This is a genomic window from Gammaproteobacteria bacterium (assembly GCA_015709615.1).
Lineage (GTDB): Bacteria > Pseudomonadota > Gammaproteobacteria > Burkholderiales > Nitrosomonadaceae > Nitrosomonas.
On record CP054179.1, the window covers coordinates 2723689 to 2739710 of the forward strand.

Annotated in this window: 5 protein-coding genes; all 5 read right to left on the reverse strand. The window is 54.9% G+C overall.

The features are described 5' to 3' along the window. Positions 1–135: 135 nt before the first annotated feature. Genes HRU77_12950 through HRU77_12970 form a run of 5 tightly spaced genes read right to left on the reverse strand, consistent with a single transcriptional unit; the run spans position 136 to position 15986 of the window. On the reverse strand, positions 136–2046 hold the full coding sequence (locus HRU77_12950) for a hypothetical protein (protein QOJ21505.1): 1911 nt from the start codon (positions 2044–2046) through the stop codon (positions 136–138). Positions 2047–2048: 2 nt separating this feature from the next. Then, positions 2049–7679, reverse strand: a complete 5631-nt coding sequence (locus tag HRU77_12955; protein ID QOJ21506.1) for a hypothetical protein — start codon at positions 7677–7679, stop codon at positions 2049–2051. Between the two features lie 45 nt (positions 7680–7724). Continuing rightward, positions 7725–11039: a hypothetical protein gene (locus HRU77_12960; protein ID QOJ21507.1), complete on the reverse strand. Its 3315-nt coding sequence runs from the start codon at positions 11037–11039 to the stop codon at positions 7725–7727. Then, positions 11039–14440 (reverse strand): hypothetical protein, encoded by a 3402-nt coding sequence (locus tag HRU77_12965; GenBank protein QOJ21508.1) that lies wholly within the window; start codon positions 14438–14440, stop codon positions 11039–11041. The genes HRU77_12960 and HRU77_12965 overlap by 1 nt, the downstream gene beginning before the upstream one ends. Beyond that, entirely contained in the window at positions 14430–15986 is a 1557-nt protein-coding gene (locus HRU77_12970) for a hypothetical protein (protein QOJ21509.1), read from the reverse strand. Before HRU77_12970 ends, HRU77_12965 begins: the two co-directional genes overlap by 11 nt. Between the last annotated feature and the right edge of the window lie 36 nt (positions 15987–16022).

Consider the following 16022-nt stretch of genomic DNA (forward strand, 5'->3'; position numbering starts at 1 on the left):
TGAAAACAAAAATTATATACTGCTGATGATAATTTTTTCAGCCCGAAATTTTATCGAAGTGAGTGTGGTCTTTCTTTGCCGCCTGGGTGGACACCGATTGCCCGGGTAGGCGGCAAAGCCCTTGGTTTCATAAGGTTATTTTGATGGCGGCCGCAGCGCGGGGCGCAGCCGTTGATTAACCGGTTTGACGCGATCGAACGCCAAACCGCTGCTGCCTTCGCCACGGCCGGTTTGTTTTTTCACGCCGAGCCAGCAAAAGACCTGACCGTTGTTCCAGCGCGTGCGCTGATACGCTTGTGTGACTTGAATACCGGCCCGCGGCACTTCCTCTTCGTGCAGAAAATAAGGCTGCGGCGGTTGCAGATCGAGCCCTTGCCGCAATAGCACTGTGCGCGGTTTGATTTTTTCCGGCGGATTGGGATCGCCCAGGATGATGCGCGGCATTGACGCGCGCTGCAATTGGATTTCCCGGTTGTTGTTGTCGAGATGCACGGGAATCATCGGAATCCAATTTTCCGGTACGCCTTGCATCAGTTGATAACGGATGGCGGCGCTTGCTTCCGGAATGTCCGGTACAACCAATCCCCCCTCGATTTCGCCATCCAGAATACTTTCCAGGCGGCTGAAGAGTTCACGTCCTGCTTCATTGCCCGGTTTGCTGCGACCGGTTGCCAATGGGATATTTTTTTCGATCCCCCACACCATGTTGGCCACTTCATCGCGCACAAACCACAATTCTTCGAACGGCTTTCCTTCCTGAATTTTAGGCACAGTCGGTAACAACAGCAGCGAGGTATCGGCGCGAACGTCATCGCTGCCTTTGACCGATAGGTTGTACATCGCCCAGCGCTGCCAGTCTTCATCGCTGCCCGATCCGGATGCCGTGACCCAAGTTCTTTCGCCGAACACATTGGTGACCGCGAGTCCTTGCACATTGGCGATGCTGCCGACCGGCAACTGAAAAGGCACCAGAAACCAATCGTTGGCATACACCAAGCCGAATTCCATTAACAGCAGCTTGTTGATATCGGTGGTATCGGGTTTGATGTCGCCGAAATTGGTTTTGCCTTCTTCAAACGTCCACCAGCGCGTGTTCGGCATGCCCTCGAATTGAATCGCGGTCGGAAAGAACGACAAAGTGGATTTTCCTGCCACCGAATCGCCATTGCCATCGCTCAAGCTTTCCCGGGCCGGATCGACGTCCAGGTTGTACCAATCCAACCGGCCTTGGTAATACTCCTCGGCGGTCATGATTTTTTCCGTGCCATTCTGCGGCGCCGAAACGGCAAATTGATATTCCAGTTGCTGCGGCAGCCAGGCGTCGTTTTGACCTTGATCCGGCTGATAAAACAATTGTTCGTACCATTGCACGAATTTTTCGGCTAGATCATCGATGATGATTTTATCGCCGTCACTCGCCAAAGTGATGCCGTCGTAGGCGTAGTGCGAGCTGTCGGCTTTCAGATAAAAATACAGATTGGCGCCATCCATGGCGCGCCCCGCCATGGCCGAGAAACTTTGCCACACCGCCGGATGCGCGGTTAAAAAAGCATCGCTACGGCTGGCGGGATCGGGTTCGGCGATGCGATAACCGGGATGTTGCAGGTATTGCGGTTTCAACGCCGACAAACCGGCCGATTGCAAATACTTCAGCCATTGCCGCCCCATCAGCAAACGAATATCGAGCGACAGAATGTGTTGTTGCCCGTTATAGGGTAGCGGCCGTTGTTCGACGATCGCTTCCAGCGGCGCCGACCGGTCAAAATCCTGCGCGGCGGCATTGCCCGGCTGATATTTGGTCAGCTCAGTGGTAGTCATATGTACCTTGGCAAAGATCGGCGATCCGGCGTCGTCACCCTTGAATTCCCCGGTTTGCCACTGTTTGCACAGCATCCACAGCGGATCGCGCACTTCCGCGCGCAGCGCGCGGATAAAGTTTTTGGTGCGTGGCCGTCCTTCCAGGCGGTTCCACAGTACCACCGTGGGTAACAAGACTTTGCGATCGAGCACTTCCTGAATATTTTTTATCGCAATAAAATCGTTCATAGCTAACTCTCAACGTTGGATTTGAATTGCACTGCGTTATTGAAGGCCAGATCGAGTGTCATCATGATTGGATAACGGGTTACCGATGAAACCACAGCAGGCAGGAAACGGGCGTACTCGGTTTCGTTCCAATGCGCCGGTTCGACGGCGCGTTTGCGCGCCATGTCCAAGGTTTCGTGCAAAGTATCGACCAGATCCTGCCACTGCCAGTGACCGGTAAAATTGGCCGGTAACGCCAGCAGCAACGATTGCGGGGCTTCGCAATTGGGGCGGTCGTAATGAAACGTCAAACCGGTGGTTTCCTGCGTGGTGGGAATGACTTCGGTCCATTCGTCGAGTAATAATCCGCAGACCGCTGCGCTCTGCGCGAAAGCATCGGCATAATGCGCGGTGTACAGCAATTTGTCGCCGTCGATCACAAACGGCTCGCCCGTGCCGGGTTGGGTATCGGGATATTGCAACGCCAGCCAATGATCGTCGGCGCGATACGGAAACTGCAACGGCGTCAGATTTAGACTGACATTGTTCAGTGCCTCGCCAAACTGCATAACGCTTTCCCAGCGTTGCAATTTTTCCCGAACCCGGGCGATACCGTACAACCAATTGTCTTCAGGAAAATCCGTACCCAGATCATTTTTCTGATAATTCAGCAATTGCGCGCGATCATCGTAGCTTTGCTGCCATTCGCCGCCATGCGCGGCACTCAAATTAAACTCAGGCAGGATGACGAAATCTTCATGCGTCAACTGCCGGATTGCGCGCGTCAATTCGTCGATGCGTTGCTCGGCGGATGCCGAAGCATCGCCGGTGATCAAGCCGTTGGCCGTTGCCAGGCGCTTGTCGATATCCACCGTCAGCGCTTGTACTTTGGCCTGCAAGGTTTGTGCAAAGCTGACGATGGCTTTTTTATGATCGGCAATATCCAATGTCTGTGTGTCGTGCAATGCGATATCGCTTTCCTTGGCTTGCAGCGATGCATACAACGCACCAACCTGGCTGGCGCTTGCCAGCAGATTTTCAAGATTGGTCAGGCTGCTCTGAAAATTCGTTTTATGCGTGGTATTCAGCGTGGTGAGCAAATCGTTGGGATCGTTCGATGCCGGGATCGGGATCGATTCGGTCACGATCAATAATGCCACTTGCATCAGATACTGCATTTTGTCTTCGACCGGTATCGCCGGATCGAGCGTGGCGAAATCGGCGATGCGTTGCTCGAATTCCAGCAGCGCCGCTTGCCAGCGCGTGACGATGCCTTGCAGTTTCTCCAGCAACGCTAGGAATTGAGTACGCCGCCAATCGTGTACAAAACCGGTTGCTGCGCCGGTCAGACCGAACTGACCGATCGCGTGTGCAACCGGCAAATAACCGTTGATCATTTCATCGAGATGAGCGAGCGCATTACTTTCCGCGATGGCCGGATCGGGGTCGTTTAACCAGGTATCGATTTGTGTTTTCAGCGCGTTCAAGGCCGTTTGTTGCGGCAACAGCAAGTCACGTATCGCGGTGGCTTTTTCCACGCGGATGGCTGCCACGCCGTCATCTTGTTGCGATGCTTCGTCCGGCAGCTTCACGTCGGTGGTTTTGAGCGGGCGCGATTGCGTGATCAGCGCTTTAAGATCGAGCAGCATCGGCATCACTTCAAAGAACGAGAATTTTCCGGGCAGCTTGCCACGGTATTGAATTCTGATCTCGCTGTCGACGCGCACACCGGGAATGGCATACACGTAGGTCAGGATGCGGTCGTCGAGCGCGGTCATTTGCTGCTGGTCGCTCGACAACATATACATCAGGTCGCTCGCCAGCAAGCCCAAATCCTGCGCGCTGACCGTTTGTTGCTTCTGTTGCGCATTACCTTGGTTGTAATAATCGACGCTACAAAAAATGTCGTTCATCGGCGGCAATAACTGTGTCAACCATTGATTGACGGCCGGTTCTCCTTTGGCGCGCGGCGTGCTGTTTGCAGGGTCGCCGGGATTCAATCCGGCACGCAAGTGCAAGCCGACCCGGTGCGTTAGTGTGACGCCGCTGCGTGGTGTCTGCACCACTTCCGGGATCGGCGGGAAATGTCCCTTGCTGAAAGCATCGAGTGTGCCGGCAGCACGCTCGTAATTGCCGCGCACCACTTGATAGACGCCTTCCGCCATCGCCAGATCGGCAACGGCGTCGTTGATGTTCATGATGCGCTGCACTTCGCGATTGATCGCATCCAGTTTGTTTTGTTCGGTAATTGTGGGGAGTTGCGTAATACCGAAGGGATAATTCCGGTTCGTACCGGTTTGCGTCTGAACATGCTCGATCAGCGCCAAGCCGTCGACCACGTTGCGTGCTTCCACTGCGCTGATCGGTGTGTTGCTGGCGGTTGCGGTGATCGATAGCCGGTCGCCGGCAAGCGGGAATTGCTTGCGCAAATCGAAGATGATGCTGTCGAGGAACAAATCGCCGGCATCGTGCAAACCGCGCTCCAGATAGTATCCGAGCAATGCTGAGAGGCTCTGGCCGTTGCGCATGCCATCGATGACGTTCATCGCCAACCGCACGCGCTCGGAGGTGAGGTTGATCGCCAGACTGTCGGGATTGCTCGGTGTGGCGTTGGCCAGAAAACCGTTGCGCAGCACCGCGGCGGTGACGGCATGGTTCAACGAAGGTGCGTGGATGTAGCCGAAATTCTTGTCGTCAGCGGCCAATGGTGCTTGCCCGGGTTTATTGAAAATTTTATCGAGCTCTTCAGTCAGCTTGACCGGTGTCAGATTTTTGTTTTCCGGCCGGACATCTTCCAGCCAGCCGTAGGCTCCCAAGTAGCAACCATGCGAGTCGGCAGCGTTATCATGATCCGGTGTCGTGCCTGGCTCCGGCTGCGTTTGCCCGGCGATTTGTTGCATGATATCCAGTTGCACGTTCAACAGTCCCAACCACCACGTGTCGAGGCGGTAGCTGCAACAATCGATATGCTCGGCGAAAATCCTTTCCAGCCGTGCCGTGGGTGTTTGTTGCAATCGCTCCAGCGCGTTGATTTGCGTATTCAGGTAGGGATTCTTCAGCGTCAGGATTTGCGGAATGAAGTCGGCGATTTGCAAATCCGGCTGGCTGGTGATCGCCGGTTCGGCTTTGTATAGATATTGCCAGGGGCTGCCTTTATCGTCATCGGCTTCCTGGATATGCAGAAACTTCGGCTCGCGTTTTGCCAGTGAAAATTGTTGCGGATTCAGCACATTTGCTTCCAGGTGCAAGCGCAAACTGGTATCGAGGTAAGACAGATCAAGTGCATGGTGCAGCATCAAATAGAGCAACGCGGTTGGCGGCTTGTCGTCGATGAATCCTTGCTGCAAGCGCAGCGTGTTGTGCGAATTGCGCGCTGCGGCAGCGAGCCATTCGAGGTAATTCGAACCATCGGTGTGATAAACCCGCACCGGATTGAATTCCGAAAGCGCTTGGTCGTCGATCAACGGGCCTTTCAGCAAGTTGGCGGCGAGCGTGAAAAATTTGTTCAGAATGTCGGGAATCTTGTTGTTGTCCTGCGCCGAATAGCCCAATTGCGCCAGTAGATTGAGACCGCTTTGGGTATACACAAGCGATACGATCGCGGCGTAAATTGCACCGTTGATGCCGGAAGTTTTATAGCGGTTGTACAACTGTTCGGCGCTTTCCGCGTAGCGTTGATAAAACTCGACCGATGCGGGATGTAAGCCGACGATATCGAGTAACGCTTGCTGCGGGTCGGTTTGCGGTTTGCCGACATACGACACGTTCGGTAGCAGCGAAGTCCAACGTTCATCGGCTTTCTTGATGAGTGTGTAGAGCCGGGATAGGAACAAAAAAGAGCCTGAGATTTGCGGTTCCAGCCGGTCGTTGTTGAACAATTTGCGATTGATCCATGCCATGCGCGAGAACGGTGTAGCCGGCAGGATGCCATAAGGCTGCTTGCCGATGCGGATTGCCGGCAGTGTGCCGCGGCCGAGCACGTAGCGGTTGAAATAGTTGCGCGTAGCGGTGATGGTGTCGTCGCTGAACACCGGCTCCATCATCTGATCCATGAAATAGCCCAATGTCGCTGGCCATAGCGCTTCGTTCATCGCCCGGGCTTCCAGTTGATCGCTGGCGTAATACTGCGGCGATAATTTCAGAATCGCCGGGTCAAGTCCAAGGCTGTGTGCCAGCCAGCGGCCATCCTTTCGTGTGCGCCAGTCGGTGGGGTCGTCGTCGGTGATAAGCTGATTGAAATAATGATCGTAACTGGCATCGGCATCGCTGAACCAAGTGTAGCTGCTTTCCTGATCTTCGACGTTATTGGTCGGCGCGCCCTGCATCAGGAAACTGAATCCTTTGCGGCTGCGTTGATGGTGCTGAATCAACTGCTGCAACTGCTCGCGGCTTTTATCGACATCGGCGCTGAGCCGGACACCGAGCACAAACAGCCGGTCGAAACCGCGCCGCGCTTGGATATCGTTTAAGTTAATCTTGAACCCCATGCCTTTGGCGACCGCTTCGTCAAAATCGGTGGCCCATTTCATTTCATCGGGCACGATCAGTTCGTCGTCTTCGAGACGTAGCTGTTGATCTTCCGGGGCATTGGGATTGGGTCCGACGATCAGTTCCGAGGGTACCGGGCGGCCGATGTGCTGCAACGTTTGTTCCTTACCGTTGAAACCCATCACCACAAACCGTTCCGGTAACAACGCCACACGCGCCGGATTGGTCCAAGCTTGCAGTTGTGTATCGACGCTATTGATAACGGGTAATTCCAGGAATTCAACGCGCACGTTGGTGATGGTTTCGGGTTGCGCGGGTTTGACGTTCAAGTTCTGCGGCTGATACGAAGCGACGATTTCTTGCGCGCGCGCTTCGCCGAGATCGTTTTTGAGTTTGTCATACGCCGTATCCAAGGCCGTGACATCGTTATTGGCGTTAAATACGGCTTGCCAGTATTGCTGCACAATGGGTTTCTCGGCAGCGGGCAGCGGCTGTTCGGACACGATTACCAGGAGATAATCACCGTCGGCTTTGATCGGTTCTTCAGTCAGATTCAACGGTTTGAACAATTGACTCAACCAATACGCCCGGCCCGCGCCGTGGCTTTTGACCAGCGCTTGCCACGCCGCACGTTTTTCGCTATCGGCGCCGCCCGCTTTCCAGATATTGGTCCAATAAACACGCGTATTGCTGATTTCGACTTCGGAAGGAATTTCTTCGAAGGTGTCGACACTGATGTCGTCCGGGTAGACACGCACCCATAGTTGATTGAGAACGCCATCGCGCACATCGGGGTTGGAAACTGTTTTGAAGCGTGTCTCAATGCGTAGCGGAAACAGCAGAATCGGATGAAGATCGTTGAGTTGTGCGATGTTTTGAGTGGGATCGGAAAAAACTTCGAACAGCGCTTCCCGATCAATCAGTACTTGCCGGTTACGCTCAAGTTCGGCTTGTAATTTGACGGCATTGCCACGCAATGCATCCTGCTCGTGCAGCAATGCTTGCAACTGTTCCTTGGCTTTGCCGTCTGTCCGGCGGCGCAACGATGCGATCAAACGCTCGTTTTTTTGCAGCTTTTCATTGGTCACAGACCAGTCTAGGCGGCTTTGCCGGTGCTGCTGCCGTGCCTGATCGATCTGCTCTTGAGTGTCTTTAAATGGGGTCATAAGCCAAATTCTGCCGGTTAGTTTTTCATACGTGGATCGCCAGGTTTAGTCGCGCGGCAGCATTTCGGCAGCATGCACGCCAACCAGCACGGGCGCTTGGAACAGGATATAAGCCAGTTCCGCCGAGTTGATATTATTGGTCCAACTCAGCAAATGATCTTCTTTCCACTGCTCCGCTTTTTCCTGCGCGGTGCCGCCCGGCGCCGTATTGGGCAAGCTGCGCGCGGGTGCGCTGGCGATGTCGATAAATTCGCCGTCACTGATGCCGGGCGCAACATCTGTCCACGCTAAGTCGTTCCAAACCTGAATCGGACCTTCGCGGTCGATATCCAGACCGAAACGCGGTTCACCCGGCCTTTCCTTGATCACGAAGAACCAGCCCGGTTCATCGTCGACTTCGGGATTGCCGCGCGCTTCTTCTTCGGTTAAATCGAAGCCGAAAAAGTAAATGTCCGGTTTGACTTGGGCTTCGTACAGCGGCGTTTTGATCGGCACGTTGTCGTCGAATACTCGTTCGGTATTTTTGTTCGGCGCCGGATTGGTGTCGCTGATCGGCTGCCATTTGGCTTTTTGCGCATAGATGACCGCATTGGGGTATTTTTTCAGCAATTCGCCGCGAATCACCAGGACCAATTCTTCCTCGTTTTCCAGACCTTGTTCGCGATGGTCGTGCTCGCCCAGTTTGGAGAATCGCGACCAGCGGTGAATCGGCGGAATGTCTTTCAATTCCTCGCGGCGCTGCTCGCTATCTTCGGCCGGACTCAGGAAACCGCTGACGTCCCAGAACTGCCGGAAATAGGAGCCGCGCTGATCGGTCGGATATTCGCGCCACAGCAACTCGCGCGCGAATTCGTGATTGAGGCCGACCATGTACGACTCGATGAAGGGCTGGTTGGTCTTCAATAACGTGATGGTGTTTTGTGCAATGTAATTCAGGTTTGGCACAAACTGCTCGGTGGATTTATCGACCAGCGGTTTGTACATCGGGATATCGAATTCCGGGTACGCCATCGCTTCGACAAACTTTTCGCCGATCAATCCGATGATATGCGGCGGTAACAGGATGTTGCCCAGCGTCCATTTTGGAATAGTAACCGCCGGGTTCAGTTTGACCAATGTATCGGTCGCCAGTTGGGCGACATTTACCGGTACGGCTGCGGGGATGACACCGGCTTGCAAGCCGTTTTGCAGCAGTGTGTAAGAATCTTTCAGCGCTGTTTTAAAGCGGCTCGATTGCGCGCTGTCGGTTGCGCCGGCGGTTGCCGGTTGCGGCGGATTGGCGGGATCCAATGTCAGCAGATTCAGTTCCGGCGTCAGCACAAAATTACTGCTCGGTGGCATCGCGTCCACCGCAGCCGGTGTTTGCCCGGTTTCGGACACCGAGTCGGCTTGATTGGCTTGCGCAATCAAACGCTGTGCGGTGCGGTACGCCCACAATAATCCCGCGCCAACCGCCGCTGCTACAGCCCAGATTCCGGCGCTGGCGCCGATAACCGCCAGCACGACGATCAGCAGCAGAATCAATGTCAACAAAAGGTAAGGGATGAACGGATAACGTTTCAGCAAATCCAGCAACCAGGACGGCACATTCTTCGGTTGCGCATCTTGCGAGAGATTATCCAGTGACGGCAACGTAGCGGGGATCACATGCGGCGGGGCGGCGGTGACAACGCCATCATTGACGCGGGTAATTAAATTATTTGCATGAATACTTTCATCGAAAGCAGATAGCTTTTGCAAGCGGCCGTTCGGGCGCAACATGCGCCGTAAAGGTGCAGAGGTCAGCGCGGGCGTCACCAGGCTTTGCTTGATTCGATGAGAAACCGTGATGCCTTGGCTGATGACGCGTTTTTGCACCGGCGCCGTCATGAACAGTACTTTGTCGTGGCTGATTTGCTGCAATGGCAATACTTGCTTTTGATACCAGCTGTTGGCGGTGATCTTGGCCAGTTGCGCCAGACGGATTTGGCGGTTGGCTTCGAGCACATCGCCGACCTGATCCCACGCCGCATCCATGTATTCCTCTTGGTTGGCGATGATGACGTCGGTGCCGAAACCGGCGGCGCTGCGCCAACGCGGGTCGAGGTTGAGTTCGTGCAACCAGTTATCATTGTTCGGTGCATCGCTGCCGTCGGCTTCTTTTAATACGCGATTGCGGAGTGCGTGCCAGCGCCCGTAAATCGGCGGGGTGATCAGCGGATCGGGGTCGGCCTGAATTTCCGCGGGCAAATCGGTATTCTGGTTAGCCGCATCGGCGGCGAGCCGGGCGTAGTCGTCGGTGAGATTCAGAAAGGCTGCCAATTCCTGCTGGAACACATGCGGATACGGTTGATCCCAGTTTTCCCACTTGGCGATTTCCTGCTCGGCTTCCTTGCTTAACGGCGCGAGCAGCGCGCCGCCGAGTTTCAGTACACCTTCGAGATCCGGATTTTGGATGCCGCTGATGTTGGAACCGGGGTTCTGAACGTCGATATCGCGGCGGCCGACGCGGCTATCCGCCGGTTTCGGCTCGAGCAGCCGTACCAGATATTCGAAATCGCCTTGCGAGCCGGTGCGGAAAAACCAGCGGTAGTAAACCGGGAATTGCGTCGGCGCCGGGCGGCCTTCGCCCCATGCCGAGGATGTCGCATGCGGCGCATCGTCGGGATTTAGCCCCAATCCGGCCAAGCGGCCGGTTTCAAAGGTCGGGATCAGAAACGCGTGGTAGCGTTCGTTCGGGGTCAATTTGCGCGGGCAGACGATACGCGAATAGGCTTCGTCGGCGTTTTGCGCCAGCACAGTTTGCAGTTGCGACAGCGCGGTGTTGATGTCCGGCGCTTGCGGCGCATCCTGATTGCCGGCGATATTTTTGTTAACGTGCACATGCGCCCATGCCCACAGTTCCTCGGCTTTGGGAAATACCGTTGCGAGCGGATTGGCCTTGATGTCGATGAAGGGCAGCGGCTTGCCGGAAATATTGCCGCCTTCGGCAAACTCGGCTTCGCTCAATACGATCAGCGTGACCCAAGGCCGTAGCCGCGATCCCGCGGGTGCGGCGGGGGTGTAACGCCACGGAAAATCTTCGTCGTAAAACTCGATGTGGCACAGATAATTCGGTTCGAAGTTGGTAATCCAGTTGAGCGGTTCGGTTTTGATCACTGCGCGCGATTCGATACCGATGATGTCGCCGGGGCCGTACAGCGCGACGTTCTTATTGACCGGAGCGGCTACATCGCCGCCTTCGCCGCCGCTGCCTTTGATATTTAGACTGACGGCGACGCTGGCGCGCGTTTTGACCGAAGCATCCAGATCCGCCGACTGAATATTATTGGCAACGCCTTGCCGTAACCACGGGAGAAAAGTATACGTGCCGATCGCCATTATGCCGCCTCCTGCAAGGGTGCCGCTTCCGTACTCGGGATGACGTGCAAATTATCTTGCAGTCCGGGCGACTGATTCACTTGCTTACGCAGAAAGTCTTGCGCTTGCGCGTGCGTGGCGAAATAAGCGTCTTTGCTATGCGGACTGTTGTTCATCGTCGAAGCGACCACGTAACCGGTTTCCTTCACGACGATTTTCTGCTCGACCGGCGCTTTTTGTACCTTGTAACTTGCCGAGAGTGCCGATTTCGATGCGGCATTGCGGCCCAGGAAGTGATTGAAAAATTCGGCGCCGATGGCGACAAAGCGGATCAGCAGCGAAATGAAATTGTTGTCGATGATATTTTGTTCGTAGCGCACCACGCGTTTAACCGCTGCCGACGATTTTAGTTGCTGGTTGCTGACCGACAGTTCGATGCCGGCATTTTGTTTTTCGTAGGAGGGCGCGCTCAATTTATTGGCGTCGCTCAAGTTTTTGTATTGCGCCGTGGCAAACGATTCTTTTGTGTCCGCGACTTTGGCCAAGCCGGTGTCGACCACTTCGACAGTCAGCCGTTTTGCGTCTTTCGGTTTTTGATTGCCGACCTTGTCGAGATCCAGATCGAGCGGGATGGCGCGCTGGTTGACGCGCAACACGCCGACCGGATGCAAAATCAAATCGCTGCTGCCTTCGATCGTGCGCAATGACACCAGCAGTTGGTTGGATACCGGTAATTCGGCTGTCCAGTTGTCCAGTTTGTCGAATTCCGCCGTGATCAGCGGCATGATGTCGATGGACGGCAAGGTGGTGTTTTCATCCTCGCCCCAGGTGTGGCTGAAGGGTACGTCGATATCCCAGAACAGCAGCGAGATCGAGCCTTCACCTTCGATATGCCACGGCGATGTGCCTTCGAGTTCGCCGCGCATATGCACGCCGAACAAGCCGACACCGAACACTTTGACGTCGAACGAGGCGGAAACGGTAATGATGAAGTAGAACGGCGAGAACTGGAACAACGCGTCAAAGCCGATATGACCGGAAATATTGAACGCGCTGAGACCGAAATAAACTTCCGCCTTGGCGCCGAACTGCACGGTATTTGAGGTGACGGCGAAATACCCTTCCACGCGGATGCGCGCGAATGAGGTATTCAGGATGTTGATCGCAATCCGGTTGGGGTTGGGAAAAGGCAGTGGAGGCGGCTTAAAGGAGGGGTGAAAACCGCCCACACTGATGACAAAATTGGCCTTGTCGCCCCAAGCGATCAATAACCCCATATCGCCGTCGATGGTGAGAAAAATGACCCGCGAATCGTACAGGCTGGCATAAAACCACAAGCGTTGCTTGTCGACTTCCAGCGCGCCGATGAAACTGACCTGAATGATGATCAGTGCCGCGTCTTCGTCGGGCAGCGCGACTTTCAGCACGCCGAGAATGGCGATATTACCCGGCGGTATCTCGACGATGATACCCAGCGATGCGCTCACCAGTGTCGGTGTTCCCCAGCCGAGCTTTGCCATCGGGCCGATCAGAAACACATCCTGCGCGGGCGGAAAGAATTGGCGCAGATCGCTGATGATGCGTGGCGCATTCTCGATGATATTGTCCGGGAACATGATGCTGTTGATCGATCCGGTGCGCACACCGGCGGCGATCACTTCCAGTTCCATGGTGCGGTTCAGGCCGAGCAATCCGCCGACGGCGTTTAAAGTGAATCCGAAACCCAATTGGAACGGCGTGCCGAATTCGGCGCTGAGAATGATCAACAGCGAGAAACCTTCGGAGCCGTCGGGCATGCGCGTGGTGATCAGGCCGATCGCTTTGACCGTGACGATGCCGCTGAACATCAGTTCCAGCGCACCGGCGTATTCTTCCTTGTCAAAATCAAAGTAGAGATAGCCGCCGCCTTTGACGATGCCGACATCGAGCGATAGGCCGACGCCGTTCGGCGGCTTGAAGCCCAGACTGATATCGACCGGCCCGGCGTTGCCGCTACGGTTGTCCACCAAGGCGAAATCGATGGCCAAGCCGATGTTTTCCACGACAGCAGCGAGCGGGCCCAGCGCGGCTTTGATATCCGTTGAAATGGCGGTGGGGAATTTGTTGTTTTCGATACCGACGGAAAAAGTTAACGCGCTGACTTCCACCGGGCCGAGATTCAGATGCAGCGGCAATTGGATTTCCAGCGCGCTGCTGCCGACGAAAAACAGACCGTCGCTGCTGTTGTAACCGAACATCATGCCGAAGTCGGAATTAAGCTGGATACCGCTCAAAATATCGGTGATAAAACCATCGCCATCGGCAAACGAGATCGACAGCTTACCGGCGCCGATTTCACCGCCGACGGTAAAATCGGCCGTCGATTGTCCGCCGCTGCCTTGAATCCGGCCGCCAAAGTTGACACCGAATTTACCCACTTCCAGCCGGCTGCCGTCCGGGTCGCCGATTAGCAGATAAGGCGTTGCGGCTTGCGTGCGATCGGCGCTGACGCTGAGATTCAACGAACCGGAAACCGTATCGGCCGGACTGGTAGTCTGGAAAGTAAACTTGGCCGGTGGCTGGATCACTAATTCCGTGCCGAACGGCAGCGTGGCCTGCAAATCCAGCGTGACTTTTAAATCGTCGGCGGCAAATTCGATTTTGCCGGGGCTGAGATTCTGCCGGACCGATAAGCTCAAGCCATTAGGATTGAGATCGGTGCGCGGCCGCAGTTGAAAAATGACCGCTTCGAGAATCGGCGTGGGCGACGTGTCATCATAAAAAACTGGTGCTTTGAGATGCAGCAACAAGCGTTCGAGCCGCTGCAACAAATTCGCTGCGTCGAGGCTGTTGCTGCCCCAGTTGTAATGCGACTGCAAGGCGGTCACCGGCGATTCCAGCCATTTGCCCAGCTCATTGAAATGAAAGGTCGAGATGGTGAATTCCGGGTTGCCCGGGTCAGTGGAGCCGACATTGTTGCGTTGCCGCTCGAGTATGCCCAGCAACTCGAGAAACTCGTTGACGCCGTTGGCGGCATCCAGCGCGCGGACGAGCAAGTAATTGAACAAGCGTTCGGCAAAATGACTGGAAACACTGGCCGGAATACCGCCGATGCCTTGCACGGCGGTTTGCAATTGGTCGATTTTCTGGATTGCGGTGATGACCTGGCTGATCAGTTCCACGCTGATGGCGACAATTTGCTCGATATTTTCCGCTTCGATGGCTTCCACCAAATCCCCGGCTTTTTGCAGCACGGTTTTGCTGCTGGCGACCAGCGCTTGCATCGGCGAAGCCAGCGACGACACTTGGCCGCTATTGAGCGTGATGCCGAGTTCGGCAAATGTTTGCACCGCGCGCGTGCTATTCAGCTCGCGCTCCAGCGGCTCCAATACGTTGGAGATTTGCAGCAGAACGCGCTGTAAGGTATCCACTTCATTTGACATCGACGGTCTCCTTCTTGCGTGCGATGTGATCGCTGAAGTCACCGGAGCCGGATGCATCTTCAAATTGCTTAACGAATTCGTGCAGGTTATCGAAACTGTTAATGAATCCCATCACTTCGTCAAAGTAGTGGCGGACAACTTGTTGCAAAGACTCGCTGCCATGCTGCGTGAGCACCTCGGCCATGCGCCGGATCATCTGATCGCGGCTGATGCCTTCCACTTCAAACGGAATGATGTGCGCGGGATCGCGCGCATTGTTGACAAAGTGTGCCAAGAACGAAGGACCTTTGCTGCGATGCCAAGCCACCGTGACCGGCCGACGATGGTTGACGAGTGCAATGACTTCCTGACGGTGATCGAGAATCTGCTGGTAAATCTCCGCGCCTTTGCGCGTGTTTAAAAAGCGCTCGCGTACTTCGATGGTGTGGTTGATGCCGGTGAAAATGCCTTCGACATCGTTCAACGTTTGCCCGGCGGGGCCGACCGGCGGATTGGCGGTGGTGATGGGGGTGATGCTGAGGAATGACATGATCGGGTGGATATGGCAAGCCGCCGATCTGGCTGGGTTACTTGCATCGCCTCCGTACAAAAGCGCTATGATTTTGTTTTGCGCATTGACTACGGCGGAACCCGAGTCGCCATGTGCGGAAAATTGCAATATGCCGTTGCAATCCGGCTGAGTGGCTTCGATGAGTAAAAAACGCCCGCCCGCAGCTTCGATGGCGATGGGGTCAATGACCTTGCCTGTCGTTTTGCTGGTGGTGCGGCCAACTTTGTACACGACATAATCGCCGCCGCTCAGATCGCTTTGTGCGACACGGGCGATATCTTCCAATTTACTGTTGCCGCCGATATTCAGTCCGCGGATTTCGTTTTTGTACGACACGCCGCAATTGGTGTGGCACCAGCTGGAAATGCAAATATCCAATTTGGCAATAGCGCAATCCAGGTAATAGTCTTGTGCGCCTTCGCTGGGGTAAGTGTAGGAGTAAGGCGCTTTTTGCCCGACATTGTGTATTTTTCCAATGGGATTGCGACGTTCTTGGGTGGCGTCTACACTAATGGTTCCGCCGCTACTAATGAAACGGGGTTGATAAATGGTATCGCCATTGACTGCGCTGTTGGCAGCAAGAACATGATTATTCGAGAGCAGTACGACATTTTCCGGTCCGCTGACACCGTTCAACGTGGCAAAGCATCCCAACGTACCTATTTCTACGTCGTTCGACGCATTGGTTTTGAAATTGGTAATCGATATGCCGCCGATCAACGGTGAATGTTGATCCAAGTCTTCGCAATGCAACGGTTTGGTTTGAATGACCAGCACCACATCGGTGGGTATACCCTTGTATTCTTTCGGAATGACATCGGCCGGATTCAAGTCTTCCGGTTTGCGCTTTTCCTTGACGTAAACGCGAAACGAAACCTGATTCGTGGTTTTGCCGCCGACTTCTTTCAAGCCGTAGCCGACACCGATAACACCGGGAATTTTTTTCAGTTCGGCCTCGGCTTCCGCGTGTAATGCAGCCAGTTCTTTTTGATCCATTGGCGTTACCTCCATCCGACGCAGCAAGCGTTCGTC